At 51.0% G+C, this 15,659-nt stretch carries 15 protein-coding genes and 1 pseudogene; 1 reads left to right on the forward strand and 15 read right to left on the reverse strand.

All coding sequences use genetic code 11. The annotated features are described in order from the left end of the window. Positions 1-632, reverse strand: a pseudogene (locus tag F752_RS0119075) (tyrosine-type recombinase/integrase); the annotation flags it as partial. 75 nt (positions 633-707) lie between these two features. Here F752_RS0119075 and F752_RS0119080 point away from each other — a divergent pair. Further along, positions 708-1,076 carry a hypothetical protein gene (locus tag F752_RS0119080; RefSeq protein WP_017733350.1) on the forward strand — a complete coding sequence of 123 codons (369 nt, stop codon included), beginning with the start codon at positions 708-710 and terminating at the stop codon, positions 1,074-1,076. A 1,304-nt stretch (positions 1,077-2,380) separates the two neighbouring features. Here the strand turns inward: F752_RS0119080 and F752_RS0119100 are convergent. The 14 genes from F752_RS0119100 to F752_RS0119175 all read right to left on the reverse strand — a co-directional run bounded on the left by F752_RS0119100 (position 2,381) and on the right by F752_RS0119175 (position 15,658). Next, on the reverse strand, positions 2,381-2,821 hold the full coding sequence (locus F752_RS0119100) for an RES family NAD+ phosphorylase (protein WP_017733353.1): 441 nt from the start codon (positions 2,819-2,821) through the stop codon (positions 2,381-2,383). Further along, entirely contained in the window at positions 2,821-3,207 is a 387-nt protein-coding gene (parS, locus tag F752_RS0119105) for a type II RES/Xre toxin-antitoxin system antitoxin (protein ID WP_017733354.1), read from the reverse strand. Before parS ends, F752_RS0119100 begins: the two co-directional genes overlap by 1 nt. A gap of 576 nt (positions 3,208-3,783) precedes the next feature. Next, a complete protein-coding gene (locus F752_RS0119115) occupies positions 3,784-4,827 on the reverse strand; it encodes a DUF5712 family protein (protein WP_017733356.1) in 1,044 nt (347 codons plus the stop codon). A 4-nt stretch (positions 4,828-4,831) separates the two neighbouring features. Beyond that, on the reverse strand, positions 4,832-5,281 hold the full coding sequence (locus F752_RS0119120; protein WP_152425212.1) for a hypothetical protein: 450 nt from the start codon (positions 5,279-5,281) through the stop codon (positions 4,832-4,834). A gap of 677 nt (positions 5,282-5,958) precedes the next feature. Beyond that, entirely contained in the window at positions 5,959-7,755 is a 1,797-nt protein-coding gene (locus F752_RS0119130) for a type IV secretory system conjugative DNA transfer family protein (protein WP_236614038.1), read from the reverse strand. A 134-nt stretch (positions 7,756-7,889) separates the two neighbouring features. Next, on the reverse strand, positions 7,890-8,762 hold the full coding sequence (locus tag F752_RS0119135; protein ID WP_017733360.1) for a hypothetical protein: 873 nt from the start codon (positions 8,760-8,762) through the stop codon (positions 7,890-7,892). Further along, the gene (traM, locus tag F752_RS0119140) at positions 8,759-9,781 is read right to left on the reverse strand and encodes a conjugative transposon protein TraM (RefSeq protein ID WP_081604610.1); all 1,023 of its coding nucleotides are present in this window, start codon (positions 9,779-9,781) and stop codon (positions 8,759-8,761) included. Before traM ends, F752_RS0119135 begins: the two co-directional genes overlap by 4 nt. Beyond that, entirely contained in the window at positions 9,750-10,571 is an 822-nt protein-coding gene (locus tag F752_RS0119145; protein WP_081604611.1) for a DUF4138 domain-containing protein, read from the reverse strand. Before F752_RS0119145 ends, traM begins: the two co-directional genes overlap by 32 nt. A gap of 39 nt (positions 10,572-10,610) precedes the next feature. Then, complete coding sequence (locus F752_RS0119150) at positions 10,611-11,234, reverse strand: hypothetical protein (RefSeq protein ID WP_017733363.1); 624 nt, start codon at positions 11,232-11,234, stop codon at positions 10,611-10,613. A gap of 29 nt (positions 11,235-11,263) precedes the next feature. Next, on the reverse strand, positions 11,264-12,259 hold the full coding sequence (locus tag F752_RS26705) for a hypothetical protein (RefSeq protein WP_017733364.1): 996 nt from the start codon (positions 12,257-12,259) through the stop codon (positions 11,264-11,266). Continuing rightward, on the reverse strand, positions 12,252-14,732 hold the full coding sequence (locus F752_RS0119160; RefSeq protein ID WP_160164143.1) for a VirB4 family type IV secretion system protein: 2,481 nt from the start codon (positions 14,730-14,732) through the stop codon (positions 12,252-12,254). Before F752_RS0119160 ends, F752_RS26705 begins: the two co-directional genes overlap by 8 nt. Beyond that, a complete protein-coding gene (locus F752_RS0119165) occupies positions 14,623-15,018 on the reverse strand; it encodes a hypothetical protein (protein WP_017733366.1) in 396 nt (131 codons plus the stop codon). The genes F752_RS0119160 and F752_RS0119165 overlap by 110 nt, the downstream gene beginning before the upstream one ends. Then, positions 15,015-15,275 (reverse strand): hypothetical protein, encoded by a 261-nt coding sequence (locus F752_RS0119170; protein ID WP_152425215.1) that lies wholly within the window; start codon positions 15,273-15,275, stop codon positions 15,015-15,017. The genes F752_RS0119165 and F752_RS0119170 overlap by 4 nt, the downstream gene beginning before the upstream one ends. Positions 15,276-15,304: 29 nt before the next feature. Then, positions 15,305-15,658 carry a hypothetical protein gene (locus tag F752_RS0119175; RefSeq protein ID WP_017733368.1) on the reverse strand — a complete coding sequence of 118 codons (354 nt, stop codon included), beginning with the start codon at positions 15,656-15,658 and terminating at the stop codon, positions 15,305-15,307. Between the last annotated feature and the right edge of the window lies 1 nt (position 15,659).

Genomic DNA, 15,659 nt, shown 5'->3' on the forward strand with positions numbered 1-15,659 from the left:
ATGGTATTGCGGCTGTAGCCTTTGGCAAAGAGCACTTCCAGGTAAAGAGGAGGGCAGAGAGGCTGGGCAGCATCATTCCCGCGGAAAGCTTCCTGAATATCTTCCATATTGCTTAGCTCCAGGCGTGCATCAAGCCGAACCATGGTGATGGCCTTTATCTCCTGTAGCAGCTTTGCAAAAGGAGTGATAGCAGTATCAGCTACCCAACCTCTCTCGGGCTTTGAATAACGCAGGTAATCGAGTTTTTTGAGCAGGTGATAAAGCTGCTGGTGGTAGCGGTGCCGCAATACCACTTTATCCTCTCCTGCGGGATAAACAGTAATGGGAGGAAGTGTTTTCTTCTCCCTTTCTTCTTCCTGAGGGGCTTGCGGCGGAGGTGGAGCGGGTTTATGGAAGAACTGCTGGCTATCTATCCATATTTCTCCCTTGCAGATGGCAAAGAGCTGTTTTAGCTGAGCAGGAGAATTTGGCAGCGTTACCATGGCATGCGCTCTAGACCAGCGGGCATTCGGGAGTTGCTCCTTTATCCTGGCATGAATAAGGGCATCAGGGGTAAACTGTAGCCCAATCTTTTGCACTCCTGCTATATGCAGGTGGTGAAGAGTGATTTGCCGGTGGTGCTGTGCGTCCATGAAGTAAAAATACGCAGAGCCCTTCATCTAAAAAGTATATTATTCGTATATTATGCGACTAACATTCTGCTATAAATGAAGAAGTGCCCCGTCTGCCAGAAAGAAATCATCGGTCGAAAAGATAAGGTCTATTGTTCACTGAGCTGTAAGTCTGCCCAGCAGTATGAACAGCGCCAGGAACAGGAAGCCCACTTCTACAAAGTGGACCGGCAACTGAAAAAGAATCGGACCATCTTAAAGAGCTACAATAAAGTAGGCAAAACTACGCTTCGAAAAGAAGTGCTCCTGGCAGAGGGCTTCGACCCTGCCTTCTTCACCAATTACTGGAAGAACAGCAAAGGGCAGGTCTACCTGTTCTGTTATGAGTATGGATTTCTGTCCCTGAAAGAAGGGGAAAAAGAAAAATACCTGCTTGTCACCTGGCAGCCTTATATGAACAGGTAGAATAAATTCTCGCTGAAAAACGTTTCTTTCTCTCCCGGTGGAGATAAATAAAATTTCACCCGACCTTTTTCCCATCAACTGCCCCTTCCCCCAGCCTTTCCGGCTTAGTAGCCTTTTTCAGGCCGGAAGGAGAAGTTGTCAGGGGCAGCCGAAGGCTGTTCATATACCCTTGACAGCTTCAGATGGAGGCCTATCTTTGCTGGTAAGCGGAAAGGCTGAATCCGCTCTCACAATCATTTCCCTTCCTCCTTCCCTCCTGCTGCTTTGCTAGTTTTCCTTCTTTTGAGCACCTGTCGACACCCCCTTGTCTACAGTTTTATGCCTCTATACCCCCTTCAAGAGGGGCTTGTCTACCCCCTCAACCCTGTTGAGGCCCCTGCATAGCCAAAAAGGCTGTCGACAGCCCCTTTTGCAATGCTTTCTTGCTAAAGCTAAAGAAAGCTAAAGCTAAAGAAAGCACCATAGGTAGACGACATTTTGACTACAAGCTCTTTTTACCAGCAGACTTTTCTTCCGGTTCTCACAAGATTAACCTTTTAATGATAGAAACAACAGCTAAATTTTATAATGCTTTTTAAGGACCTCTACAGACATTATGTGACTGGTCCTCTCTAACTCCTGTATGTTTGTATGGATGGGGCACAGGTACTGTTCTGCCACTCTGCTGGAAACAGCAAGCATCTATTCTTCCAAACCCTCAGGAAAAGGAATGCTAGGTGGAAGGGAGCTTACTTCTGGAGGTTATAACCTTAAAAAGGTAGACCGACTGTCGACAAAAATGAACCTCCTCCTGTTATTGCAGGCCTTCTTGTAGACAAGCTGTCGCCAGTTACCGGACTATGGGAGAGACTATTTCAGGGAGGATGTGTGCTGGAAAGGCAGGGGTCGTGCGGCTTGTAGTGCAGCGGGGCGGAACGAAAAGTCGTGCGATGCTTGCGTGGGCTGGGATAAGCTTGTAAATGGAGAGAGGCACAAGCGGAATGAACAGGCTTTTCCCGGAAGACATCCTGCGACAGGCGACCATAAGCTAAGCAACTACCCTGGCCATATAACCCCTGCTGCTATGTCTGCCGCCTATACTGATAAGCAGAGATAGGGTAGCTGACAAGATAAGGGTCGTATAGGTGAAACGGATGCTGCAGTTCGGCAACGCCTATGGGAGATGGAAAAATTCTTGAAAGAAGAGAGAAAGATGGAATCAATGAGCAGGCTTTCATAACAAAGGAATATCCCGTAGGAAGCGCAAAGCTTTATCAAAAAGATTTAGCTGCTACCGATGTAATCGTCTTAGGTGTATTACGCCTCTACAATCGTTTATCAAAAACAAATTCTTCTGTTCTTAGGAGGCTTATTTTCTGAAAATCCCGGTGGCGGGTATTCAGAATGTAGTTCCACTCATTCGGTATAATAGAGGTAGGCACTTTTAATACCGGGTATTCTTCCCGGGTGTACCACTTACTGCCGATCTGAAGGCACTCTTCACAAAAATCGGTTTTCCACTGCTTCGGAAGCTCCTCTTCAGCAATTTCCAGAACCGCCAAATCATCCGGCATTGAAATCACCATAATGCGGAACAGGGAATTATGGCCACTATTGCTCCTGTGCACCAGGTTTTCCAGGCATGCCAGGGAGCGGGAATCACTGGTGTAAAGCACATATTGCCCGTCCTCATTCCAGCGGTTACGAAAGCCGGAAGCAGACAGACTATAGGCATGTTTCTCCCGGACAATCCTATAGAGCAGCATCAGGAAAAATCTCCGTATTCAATCCTGCTCAGTTCCCGGCTCACCAGTTCAATGCCGGAGATATAGTTCAGTAACTGCTCCGGAATCCGGCCGCCCAGCCCATGGGAAGGTTTGCTTAACCAACGCTGAAATTCATCCTTATCACCAAACACTTCCCTGCCAAAGGCAAAGAGCTCTCTTAGCTTCAGAAGATGTTCGGCATCTGTCTTTTTAAAGGAACGGTTGGCCTTTTTATAATTGGTCACCGTCCGGACATCCATTCCGATAAATTCAGCGATAGACGTTTTATTGTAGCCGCTCTCTTCCACCAAGGACTCGAAAGCCTGCAGCGGAACACCTTTTTCTGCCTTATCGATGACAATATAGGGATTATGTACCTTTTCCATTACACCTGCTTTATGATGATTCGGTTAAATATACGAAAATATTCCGATATAGTTAAGAAAATTTTCACACCAATCCATCATTAATGAAGGAGGTTCTATCACTGGTTATTTTCAATACACAGTCATTTTTATTTCTCCAGGCTGGTGTGACTAGGGAAGGCAAGGGTCGTGCGGCTTGTAGTGCAGCCTGACGGAGCGAAAAGCCGGGCGATGCTTGCGTGGGCTGGGAAAAGCTTGTAAATGGAGAGAGGCACGAACGAAATGAACAGGCTTTTCCCACAGGGCTTGTGCGGCGGGTCTCCAAACTTTGGCAGGTTTTTATCCTTAGCTCACTCCTTCAGCCTGTTAAGCAGGAAAACCAAAGCGGATGCTTATGAAGAGCAGCCTTCCTGCTGAAAGACTGGCTTAGCCCACCAATTGAAACTGATCCGACTGCTTCTGATCATTTGCTTTTCTTTGCTAACAGTCAGGCAAAAAGGGAGCCCTGGGTTCAAAAAACTCTAAGGCTATGGTTGCCTGTGGCAGAGTGGATAATGGGGCTCTTCCTGTAATAGAAGTACCCGATAAACAGCAAGCTCATTCCTGACCTTTATCCTTTTGCTTCCTCCTTTTCCTTCCCTTCATAAACGGGTAATCCGAAAGGCTAAGGTACTCGGTAAAGCCCATCTTCCGGTGTGCTTCCGCCAGTTGTCTGACGGATGCCACCAGAGAATTCTCTGGCTGCTCTCTGCTCCATTTCCTGTCCCGGTTATGCTCCAGTAAGTGAAGCGGGTCCCGTACAAACTGTCCGCTTTTAAGTTTATGCTCCAACCGGTACAGATTTAAAAAAAAGGTCTTGTGGTAGGCTCTTTTCTCTGCTATTTCCAAAACTTTTTCAGGCCTGAGCTGATGTACCTTATCCAGGTATTGATTGACAGCGGCTACTTTACACTTGATCCGAAAGTGCAGGCGATCCTGCTTAGCCGCATCCGGTGACTTTCTGCTAGCTACGGCCTCTTTTTGAAGGAGTGGATAATCAAACATCCTGCAGAAGCTTTGCTGATTATTCTTCTGCCAAACCTTCATATTAAAGCGCTCCCGGTTTCCGAATGGGCTCAGGGTGATTTGCTGAGAACGGTCTCTTTTCGAGACAATGATATGTACGTGCATCTGCAGGCCCGGCTTCTGTTCACCCGATCTCACCAGGCCTTCCTTTACTGCTGCTTCAGTTCCCTTAAAGGTACGATGATGATGAATGGCCGCATACCAGAGCAGGTCTTTGGCGGCTAAGCGTTTCCCGTTTTTCAGCTGAAAATTGGCTGCATAGTTTTGCATAGCCTGAATGGTAAACTGCTTCAGCTTTTCTGCTCTACTGCTGATATGTCGTAGCTCCGCAGGACTGGGAGAAAGCACCAGGGCGATAAATTTGCTTTCTGTTTTCCGTAGACCCTTGACATTATAGTCGATACGGTGCTGCACTTCTTCCGGGCGCAGCCCCTCCCCTTCCTCATTAAAGAAACTGAGTCCTTCCCCTTTTTCTCTGGCTTCGTGCTGGAGATAGCTCACCAGTCTGGCACAACTGCCCTTATTGGCATAGACAGCCTTTCCATGAGATAGGGGATGAATAATTTTGGAATGCATGGCACTAAACTTTGGGTTCCTGGTCCTTCTGCTGATACAGTTTCAGAATGTCCTGTTTCCGTTTCAGGGCAAAATCCTTGTTCCATTCTACCAGCTCACTTAGCTCCTTCCGGTCCCGTTCCGAAAGCCTGTGCAGATTATTGATTAGCAGTTCTGTCATGACCCTGATGTTGACCTGCTCATGGAGCACCTGCTGAAGACCTTTCAGTATCAGCTCCATCTGCTCCTGGCAAAGCTGTTGGTCCATTATCCGCTCCAGTCCATCCTGAAGAGCAGCACGTAATTCATAGGCCATCCCCTCCTTCACCATTTGAGGATTGAGCTTTCTGCCAGCAAAGTAGCGGATGGCTGCCTCCACATAATCCTTATGTGAAAGTAAACAACCGGCAGCCTCCTGGCTTAGCAGCGCATGGACAGAGGAGGAAATTTTGATCTCTTTTCTGTTATTTTTCATCCGGCTCATGATCTTGAAAAATTAGGTGAGGTAAAAAACAGAATAGCTGAGGTAGCTGAAAAGTCAGAAGGAAAAAGCCCCTGGCCAGTTATGATTATTCCAACACAACCCTCTTTACTCAAGATGAGCAATTTTACGCATTAAATCAAGAAATCGCAGGCCTCCTCTGTTCTATCAAATATCTCACTCTTAAAAAGAAGACATCAAACAGAACCTAATCAACATTTTTTACAGGAATAAAAATTGCACTTAATTTATTTCACCTTTCAATGGGCCATATTGGAGCCTCTAATATTTTTTCTGTTTTTTAACAAAGCCTGCAAAAAAATGAACGGCTTCTAAAAAAGATATCCCGTGTCTGTCCTCCCCTCTTTCCTTTTGAGGAGGAATCCCGGAGCCTCTTCCTGACCGACGCTCTCCTACCTTTCCCTAGAAAATCCTGTAAAAAGCAAGGGTCAAGCGGCTTGTAGTGCAGCCATACGGAAAGGAAAGCAGTGCTATGCTTGTGCGGGGTGCCGAAAGCTCGTAAACAGCGGGAGGAACAAGGGAAATATACAGGCTTTCAGCAACGGGCCGCTGCGGCAGACCTCTCTTATAATCTTTATTAGAGGAGTAAACCACCTCTCTGAGGCCATCCTCCATATCCTTAATTTTCTTTAAAGGAAAAAGCCAAAGTCTTATCCTCTTTTCCGCCTTCGGAGGCTGAGGGGATAGGAGGTGACAATTTCTGCTGCTTCCCGGCGGACCCGCTCAAAATTTTCCTGCACCCCAATATTAAAGGCAAAGGGCTGAATGGGCCTGCCGGCATATTGTCCCCGCCGAAGCTTTACCCTGCCCCGGAAAAAAGCTTGTTTTCCCTCCACCGTACTCCCGATAAACTCCCCCTCCCTAAGGCTGCTCACGTCCTGAGGCCGGATGAGTTGTTTTTCCTGCTTAGTGTGCGAAACGGATTCCTGCAGGCTCAGGCGTTCCCCAGACAGGCTCCTGCTGCTGGAACGGCTCTCCATTTCCTTTTCCTCCTTTCCAAAGAGTTCGCTGACCATGCGGGCCGAAGCCGCCATCCCCGTACGTCCAAAAAACTGGTTATTCAGGTTAGCCAGCATCACATCCGCTTTTTCCTTGCCGTAGCGGTCTATCAGCTGGCTAAAATCCTGGGCCATGAATACAGTGGCAATTCGGTTACTGCGGGCCGTAGCCGGAATCATTTCCAGACCTGGTATATAAAGGGTAGGAGCTTCGTCCAGCAGCAAGAGTGACGGCAGTCTCCCGGGCTGGTTCATTTCTTTGAGTGCCACGCTGATGATACCCGAAATCAGGGGGCTGAAAGTATCCACCAGGGAAGGATGAGTGCCGATGACCAGCATTTTGGGATCATCCGGATTATTGAGGTCCGGCTCAAAGTCATCTCCTGACAGCACCCAGCAAATTTCAGGGCTGTTCAACCGTCCGATGGACAGCTGCAGAGAGCCAAGGACCCCGGCAATCTGTCCTTCCGCTTCATTTTCTATGGCACTGATGACACTCCTTACCATGGCCGCTGTTTCCGCATCCCTTTCCAGCATGCTCATTGTCCGCATATAATCCTGGTACAAAATTATGTTGACCGCATGAGGCAGGCTGCAGCAGGCAGGGTGATGTTTTTTCAGGAACCAGATCACAGCCGTCAGCAAGGCAATAGCGGAGCGGATCCAGAAATCCTTCTTCCGGATGGTTTCCGGCAACAGGTTATGCAGGAGGGCCATGCTATATTCTTCTGCATAGGCCACCAACGGCAGGCGGGAAGCCTTCAGGGGATTGAGGCGGTGGCTCAATTCGGGTGCATGAAAATTAAGGAGATAGAGGCGCAGGCGGCCGGGGCCGGTTTCCCAAAGAGCGGCATGTAGCTGCTCGGCTAAAACAGGAAATTTAAAATCATACACCATGCCGGTATACCCTTTTTGGACTGCCTGCCGGATAATGGGATAAGCCAGGGATTCGCTTTTACCAGCCCCGGCTGCCCCGCTGATATAGATTCCCCTGAAGGGGTTCCTTACGTTAATATAACCGTCTTCCGTCTGGAAATGAAAGCTGCAGGCATTTTCTCTCTTGCGGGTATCCGGGACTATGCCGAAAGGAAGCTGCCGTCTCCGGACGAACTGAACCGCAAGCTGAAAACCACTGAACAGCAGTCCGGCTACTGCCGCCGGGTACAGCAGGAGCGGAAAGGAAAAACAGTAGATCTTGAGCAGGAACCATGCACTTCCAAGATAAAGCCCCAGCGCCAGGAAAAAGCGGATAAAGCCTGCTTTCCGTCCTGACAGGCCGGTGGGAAAAGGCTGGAGGAGCAGCCACAATGGGTACAGCAATATAAATCCTAAGCGGCACCAGTAGCCGCATGTTCCGGCCAGTTTCAGAAAGAGCAATAAAATCTTTTTCCGCTCCTCCAGGGCGGCGGCTGCGTCGGACAGCACCAGCAGCCAGAACTCCCCGATCAAGCAAGCAAGCAGCAGGAGCAAAAGCCCTGCAAATGTGGAGGAATACGACATATAGCCGGGTGGAGATGAAATGGAATTTTCCAGCCTTCCTTTTATTTTCCATGGAAAAGCAGGCACTAAAGCGGGTGTCTTTGTTAAAAGCCGGTTGAATTCCCCACCTTCTGCTGGGGAGTTTCTGCAAGAGCTTTCCGCACCAGGCGGTTCCGGTAAGCCTGCAGCAGGGCCTCCTTTGAGGCAGAGTTTTCCTCTGCCACCGAACGAAGCAGCTCATCGGATTCCAGCTTCATCTGAAGGCTACGGTCCAGTACCTCCTGACATTCTTTCAGCAGGCTTAAGCGCTCCGCTTCATTCATCTTCAGCCACTGATCGCTTTTCAGTACCCGAATCAGCTCCCCGGCCTGGGCAATCATTTCTTCTGCCAGCTCATTATAGCTCAGGGCGGCCTGCACCTTTTTCTGCTTGCTCATTTCTTCCAGGGAAAAGCGGTACAGCAGCGTATGTTCTGTCAGTGCTTCCCATTCTGCATAGGAAGCCAGGGGCGGGCTGGCCGCATGCAGGCCGCTCAGCAGCCGGTACAGACGACGGGCATTTTCCACGCCGGCAGCACTTCCAAGCCCGTTCCTGAGCGGTCCGAGACCTGTAAGCTCCGGCAGAAACACCTGCGGATCGGTGGAAAGGCCGCTGATCCGGACTGCAAAACCTTCCAGTCCTGCCCAGCGAAGCTCCCGGATACTGCCGGCTCTTTCCAGGGCCGCCTCTACCTCCCATTGGAGGCTGTAAATATTTTCGATTTCTTCCTTTGTCCGTTCAGCTGTTTCGAGGATATGGCGGGTCTCTTTCAAGGTCTCCGTGGCTTTTGCAATCAGCTGGATTTCATTGGCCAGGCTTTTAATCATATTGCCAAACTGGGCGGGATCGTATACCACAAACTGGGCCTGCAAGGGCTGAAGAAATGACAGGCCGAGCCAGCACAGCAGGCTCAGGCCTGTACGGGATAAATTTCTCATGGGGTAGGTTTTTGAAGTGAAACATCAGGCTGAAGGTAAAGGATACGTCCGTCGGACAGCTGCAGCGGTTTCGGCCCCTGCTGCTGTTTCAGCAGCTTTTTCCCTAAACCAGTCAGACCGCTTAGCCAGCTACCATAAGGAACCGAATACAGGAGCTGATCCACCACCTCCTCTTTTCCTTCCGCCAGCAGGAGAGGCAGCGTTTCCGGCGGTCCGCTAAGAAGGCCCTCCAGCCCGTCCTGCTCTACCACCCTCAGCTTTACCGCTACTCCCTCTATGGAGTGAATACGTATGAGCTGGCGTCCCTGGCGGCTGCCTTCCCAGCTTCCATAAAGGAGGGTATTCCTGGGAAAGATCTTCTCTCCAACCGGCAGGGAATCCAGCAGGCGCAGACAAAGCGGATGGCCTGGCTGTAATAGCTGATCTCCATGAATAACGGCCTGGTAAAAAGGTGCCTTTTCCGGCATATTTTCTCCTGGCATGTCTTTGATGAGATTCTCTGCCCGAATAGTATAGAAGGGGGAGTCCATAACCTCCTTTTCTTCTTTCTTTACTTCCTGTCCTGCAGGGGCCAAAAGAACCGGATTGGATCCTGTGGAAGGAAGGGTGCTGACCTCATTCCGGATGGCAGGGACTGGCGGGGTGGCTGGAATGGTTTCAGACCCTCTTTCAGCAGGGGTAGGCACTTCTTCGCCTCCTTCAGTAAGAATATGCGCAAAATCCATGGCCACAATTTTTTCCAGGGCCTGCTGCTGCCGGTACTGCTGATGCTGTAGCTCCTCTATTTCCTGCCGGTAGCCCTCCAGTTTGGAGGCAGCCACATCTGTTTTCAGGCTGTCCTCCGGTACAATGCGGGCAATGGGGGCTGATGGCTGGAAGGCACCCAACTGGCCGATGCCCCATAAAATACCCAGAAGCAAACAGCACAGACAAGCGATGAGCAACAGCCAGTAGCGGCGCAGCCAGTGCAGCCATGAAGACTTATGATCACTCGGCTTCATGGCTGAAACGATTGGCATGGTTGATCATCCGGGCAGGAAGCACCATGCGGAGTATCCGGGAACCCTGCTTTTCCCGAATCTCAATCAAAAGTCTTCCACCGGAAGCCAGGGCATACTGGGGCAACACAAAAAACAGCCGGCTCTTTTCCCCCGCCCCCACCACCTCCGGCCTTTGGGACAGGTAGGGCTGAAGTTCCTTTATCCTGCTTCTTTTTCGCCAGAATCCTTTTCCTTTCCGTTCCATCAGACTGAAGCCAATAAAATCCGGCTGAAACCTGATGGAAGATAAGTTTTCGATCGTTAGCCCGACATAAGTAGCCTGCTCATCCTGCAGCAGGTGCGTGAGCTCCAGCTGCAGCTGATTCCGGCCAAGGTGCTTCAGCCTATCGTCTTTCCTCGCCATGACCCTGGCCAGGCGGGCCTGAAAATCCTGCTGTGGGTTCAGGGCTTCCGGAATCTTTTCCTCCTGAAGCGCTAACTGCTGACGAAAGTCGTGCAGGCTGGCAGGGGGCTGTGGGTTATACTGAAGCTTGGCTGTAAAATACTGCTGCGTTCCATAACGAACCAGCAGATTAGTTGGCCCTGCCTGCTCATGCAGGGCCTTCAGAAAAACACTCTGGCCTTCAATGCGGGCTGCATATTCCCCTGCTCGTCCAATATCTACCAGGGCTACTGCTTCAGGAAAAAGCAGGTAAGTGGTCTCCCGGGCAGAGACATAGAGCGTATCGGTTTGTTGCTGTGCCTGCGAGCCCTGCGGCCCAAGAAGAAATCCAAAGACAGACAACAGGATCATCATCATATTTTTCATAGCGTTAAAAATTTTAGTGAGATTTCAAGGGAGAAAAGTTCATTTTTTTCCGGCAGGCCCAGTGGAGCCAGGCGCATAAAGGATATAATCAAACTCCTGCAGCAGCAGGCCATAGGGGTTTTCCTCAGAGCGATAGGATTCCTGCACACTGAAGCGGATCCCAATGGGAAATTCCTTTTTCCGTTCTCCCAGGTGGATGGTCTGGCGGGCAAAACACCGGCCGGTGACAGGTTTTTGCTGCATATCGATCAGCACGGAATCCACCACCAGGCTGGTATAGGTACCAAGGCGCAGATAGTTCTGAAGAACCTCCCCTTTATTGAAGTCATACACGATCCGCTTTCCGCCTGCCTTGTCTATCAGGTGAAGGCCCGCCTCCACTTTTTCCGCATAGCTTCCGGCATCATGGGCAAACATCTGATGCATAAAAGTCCTGACCAGGTTCTGTATTTCATACACCGACACCTGCCGGTCTTCCTTCCGTAACGCACTGAAGGTACCATGGTCCGTCACCACATACACCTGGGCCGCCTTTTCCTTTTCCTGCAGCAGCAGGTAAGTAACCAGCCCTCCAATGGATAGAAAAGCTCCCAGTAGTGTAAAAAGGGTTATCTTTTTCAGGGCCTGAAAGCCTTCATCCATTTCATTCAATACTTTGCTCATCTTCAGCTTTTTTAAAGGTTAAATGTTTTTCATCGATAGCGGACAGGAATCGGACGGGCAGTTGCCCCTCCGCTTTTCCGCTCTTCCCTGTCTCCGCTGGCACCCTTACTACTGCCCCAGTCCCTAATGGCCGCAGCACCATTGGCCAGCCCTCCTTTTCCGGCACCGGCCACCACGGCAGCCCCTTTTGCCGCTAGCACAGTGGCCGCCGCCCCGGCAGTTAATACCTTCGCAGGAAAAACCGCACTTTGCGTTTGTCCGATAAAGAGGGAGGTCAGGTAAGGGACCATAAAATAGAGCAGGGCGATGACCAGGGTTATCAGCAGCATATCCAGCTTCTCTGCCGCTTCAGAAATAGAAAGCCCGTTCATGATTCCCAGGCGTTGCTGGCTCAGGTTCCGGTAAAGCACCACCAGGTTATCCAGGATGATCAGGGTGATACTCCAGCACTGCACGCTGAGATAGTGCTGAAACCACTTCTGCAGCAATTGGCCGAAAGCCGGCAGCACACTCAGGGTAATGGCAATAGGACCCGTAATATACAGGAAGCCCAGTAAGGTCTGGCGAAAGAGCTCCATCAGCTTTCTGGCGATGCTGGCGATCCCTCCCAGGGCAATGGATTGTAAAAGGCTCAGGAGATTAAAGGAGTTAAAAAACTGCACCACCTCTTCCACATAACCACTTAAAGTGGGATCCGTGGCCGCAGCCCTGCCTGCCGCCAGCTCATCCAGGCGCTCATAAATATTAGAAGGTTCCTGCAGGTAGCCGGCAAAGGCTCCAATGGTGCCGCTGATCAGGTCCAGCAGTTCCTGGTAGAAGAAGAGCAGACCCATCAGCACAAAGCCCCTCGCTACGAAGCCGTAATGTACGGCCACGCCCCCGGAAGCGGTAAACCCGCGCATCAGGCTCAGGATGAGGGTCATCAGCAGCAGGGTGGATACCAGCAGCTGGCAGGGATACAGCATCACGCGGGTCATTTCTTCGACTGCGATCAGGAAACCGGGATTGGCGGAAACATTATACATGGAATACCCCCTTTCCCAACTGTTTATCCTCCACATACTGGTCTGCGGCAAAATGAACCCTGCCCTGATAGTAGGCCATCAGCTTCCGCAGGTAGTTTCGTTCTGCCGGTTTGGAAGAAAGTACGGCATCTAAGTGGGGCGATGCCTCCAGGCAGTAAACCTTTCCCGTATCCCCCTGCCTGATAAAGAGCTCCCGGTAATCTTTGCCGATACGGATCGAACGAATCTTGTCCAGTTCATGAGCGGTAAAGCCTAATGTCACGCCCAGCTGCTCCAGGCGGGACTGGTCACTATGGTTCAGGATGATGCGGGTCTGGGCATTCTGAATAATGGCCGCCCCTGCCGGAGCCTGCACCAGCTCTTCTATCCCCTGGGTGATAATGCAAATGCTGCCATTGTTCTTGCGAATGGTACGGTACATGGTTTCCACCCATTCACCCATGGCATCGGAGAGCATGGACCAGGCTTCATCCATATAAATATACTTCCGCTCCTCGGGAAAGCGGCGGACCTGGTCCAGTGCCAGTTCGGTAATTAACAAGGAGACCAGTGGATAGAGTGTCGGATCCGCTTTAATCCGGGCCATATCAAAACAAACCAGTGGCAGAGAGGAGATATCCAGCTCCCGCTCCGCATTCAGCACCTGCCGGTATTCCCCGTCTACAAAAGGGCGGAGGACCACCAGGAACTGATCGGCATTGAAAAACTGCATTTCCGTGGCATAGCTTTCCACTCCCTGATGGCGGAGGTGATAAGCCCTGAACCAGTGGTAAAAGCCTGCCAGGGAAGGAAGCGATTTGCCGCTCTTGTTCAGATAAGCATAATATTCCGGTATCAGCCGGATCAGGATGGAGCGTTCTGCCGGGCTCAGCGGGCTTTTGCCTGCTCCCGGATGGCCGCCCTTCCAGAGCAGGGCCAGCAGGGCAATCAGGAAGTTCAGCTTATCCCCGCTCAGCAGATAATGCCCCTGCTCCCGTTCCAGCAGGAAAGGATTAAAAGAAAGGGGCTGTTCCAGGGAATACTCAAAATAAGCTTCCATTCCAACCAGGCTTTCCATGACATTTTTGTAGGTGCCGCCCACATCGATGATCAGCTGCCTTTCTCCACGCTCAAAGCGCTGACAGATAAAATGGCCGATGGTGTAAGATTTCCCTGAACCCGAAGGTCCGATGACCAGGCAGTTCTGATTATTCAGGCGGGTGTTAAAAAGGTTCACCAGCAGAGGGTTCCGGAAACGGTCACAAAGCAGCTCCCCTTCCGCTGATGAGCGGTAGCGGGTGGTGCAGTCGAAATAGCAGGCGGCTGCCTCACCGGACATCAGAAGCCGGCGGTAGAGCTGGCCAGCGTTGCCCGGTGCACTGGCAAAAAAAAGAGGAGCCGTATCATAGGATTCCACCAGGCACTCGCAGCCGTTAACCTGCCGGAAAGCCGCCACCGCCTGCTCCAGATACTCCTGCAGCCGCTTTTCATTCGATTCAAATAAGATCATCGTCAGGCTCAGGGAGACCAGCTGCCGGTTATTCGCCCGCACATCGGCCGTCCATTCTTCAATTTCCGCCGATTTCAGGTGGTTGTCCTGGGTAGCCAGAAAATGCAGGGAGCTGTTAATCTTCCTTTCCATATCCAGCTGCTGCAGACATTCTTCCCGCTCTTCAATCAGGATACTCTGGCTCAGCAGGTGGGGAAACTGCAGGGCATACGTAAGCGGCCAAGTCATGGGCATGGCCACTCCTCCCCCGTTTCGTACCGCTTCCTCTACGGACTCCCCTTGTCCTTTCAGGCTCAGGACCCGCACCTTCTTTTCACCCAGATGAAGACCACTACGGGTATTGAGCAGGGGGCGTTGAAAGTCTGGCGGGATAGGATCCTGGAAATGAAGGTTAAAATACTGGAAGTAAAGAGAGTGCATCGCTTCTCCCTTCAGTCGCCTGAGCCGCAGGTCGGCAGCCGTTTCCATGCCGGCCACCCATTCATGACACTGCTCTTCCGCCTTCCGGAATCGTTCTCCGATATTCATAAAAGGATTATCCGGCAAAAACTTTTCCAGGCGGACAAAAAGGTTGTAGAGCGGATGGGGACGCCGGTTTTTTTCCGGAGGAAAGGACAGGAAAAAATAACTGCGGTGATACAACAGCAGGCGATCCATAAAGTGGGCATTGGCCTTCCCCTGGAAGTAAGCCTGCTCCTTTTCCTCCTGCCGGTAAGGCTGGTCATAAAAGAAATCCAGTTTTTGCACGACTGTTCCCGGGGAAAGGGCCTTGAGCGCAGCAGCAAAACGGGCCTGCAGATAGTTCAGCTGTGCCTCCGACAGGGCTTCCTGCTCCGGGCCTTCCAGCTGAAAGCCCAGCACAATACGACCATCCTTAAGCAGGAGTTTGTGGTCTTCCATCGCATACACCGGCATCAGACGGGAAAATGGATGGGTCCTGCCGGAAACCTTTTCTTCCGGCATGGGAGGGGGTTGGGTTTTCATGATCATCAGGGTTTAAGGAAATCCTGCGTGCCTGCAGGAAATAATAAGAAATAACAGAGCTTAGAAAAGTAGGATGCTTTCGCCTGCCAAGGCTTCTTAAAAGCAGCAACAGCAAAAGGACCAGGCAAAGAGAAAGCAGGTAGTAGTATTTGGAAACCGGCATAAAAGTCCCCATGACTCCTCCCAGCAGCACCAGGCCAATCAGCAGGGCCATCAGCAGCAGCAGGTCCTGAACCGGCATGCCCAGGATCATGCTTTTGCGCTCGATAGATTTGTAGGTTTTCAATACTGAAACACGCCAAAAATGCCCGACAAGTCGTCTTTGAAGACGTTAAACACAAAAAATACAATGACACCGACAATCAGCTGTCCAAGGCTGTTCATCGCTCCAGGGTCGCTCATGACAAACTTCCGGACCGTATTAATGAGGCCCAGTGCCAGAATGATGATAAAAATGATGTTGACCGCGCTAATGACGAAGGCGGAAAAGTCTTCCAGCGCCACCGTCGTTCCGGTCTGCAGGAGTAGGGTGTGGATTTTCATAACCATCAGGCTTTAAAGGTGGAATTGATTTAATCTCTTGGATCCAGTTCAAAAAAGGCCGCGAACTCTTCCGGCGTCCAGTCTTCCGCTGTCCAGTCCTCCGATGCCGGATTCTCCTCTTCGGCAACCACCGGCCGTGCCGGTTCCTGCCCCGGAGTAGGCAGCGCGGGATAATAGATGGTCGGAATAGCCGGATGATTGCCTGCCGTGCCCCCTGCTTTTGGTGCAAAGGGCCGGAAGCGGGGCAGGCCTCTCGACAACATGCCCCTTCCGGCCGACCACCAGCCGCGCAGCAGGCGAAAAGCGGGGCTTCCGACAGACAAATCTGCTTGCTGACCCCCAGTCAGGAAAGCTGGCTTAGCAGTGTAAAAAATGGATTTCATA

Origin of the sequence: Nafulsella turpanensis ZLM-10 (assembly GCF_000346615.1) — a bacterium.
Lineage (GTDB): Bacteria > Bacteroidota > Bacteroidia > Cytophagales > Cyclobacteriaceae > Nafulsella > Nafulsella turpanensis.

Coding starts and splice junctions, on each gene's coding strand:
- F752_RS0119100 (WP_017733353.1), bottom strand. CDS start 2,821: ATGCTGCTCTATAGGATTGTCCGGGAGAAACATGCCTATAGTCTGTCT.
- F752_RS0119080 (WP_017733350.1), top strand. CDS start 708: ATGAAGAAGTGCCCCGTCTGCCAGAAAGAAATCATCGGTCGAAAAGAT.
- F752_RS0119150 (WP_017733363.1), bottom strand. CDS start 11,234: ATGAGCAAAGTATTGAATGAAATGGATGAAGGCTTTCAGGCCCTGAAA.
- F752_RS0119170 (WP_152425215.1), bottom strand. CDS start 15,275: ATGAAAATCCACACCCTACTCCTGCAGACCGGAACGACGGTGGCGCTG.
- traM (WP_081604610.1), bottom strand. CDS start 9,781: ATGCCAATCGTTTCAGCCATGAAGCCGAGTGATCATAAGTCTTCATGG.
- F752_RS0119145 (WP_081604611.1), bottom strand. CDS start 10,571: ATGAAAAATATGATGATGATCCTGTTGTCTGTCTTTGGATTTCTTCTT.
- F752_RS0119175 (WP_017733368.1), bottom strand. CDS start 15,658: ATGAAATCCATTTTTTACACTGCTAAGCCAGCTTTCCTGACTGGGGGT.
- F752_RS0119135 (WP_017733360.1), bottom strand. CDS start 8,762: ATGAGAAATTTATCCCGTACAGGCCTGAGCCTGCTGTGCTGGCTCGGC.
- F752_RS0119115 (WP_017733356.1), bottom strand. CDS start 4,827: ATGCATTCCAAAATTATTCATCCCCTATCTCATGGAAAGGCTGTCTAT.
- parS (WP_017733354.1), bottom strand. CDS start 3,207: ATGGAAAAGGTACATAATCCCTATATTGTCATCGATAAGGCAGAAAAA.
- F752_RS0119160 (WP_160164143.1), bottom strand. CDS start 14,732: ATGAAAACCCAACCCCCTCCCATGCCGGAAGAAAAGGTTTCCGGCAGG.
- F752_RS26705 (WP_017733364.1), bottom strand. CDS start 12,259: ATGTATAATGTTTCCGCCAATCCCGGTTTCCTGATCGCAGTCGAAGAA.
- F752_RS0119120 (WP_152425212.1), bottom strand. CDS start 5,281: ATGAAAAATAACAGAAAAGAGATCAAAATTTCCTCCTCTGTCCATGCG.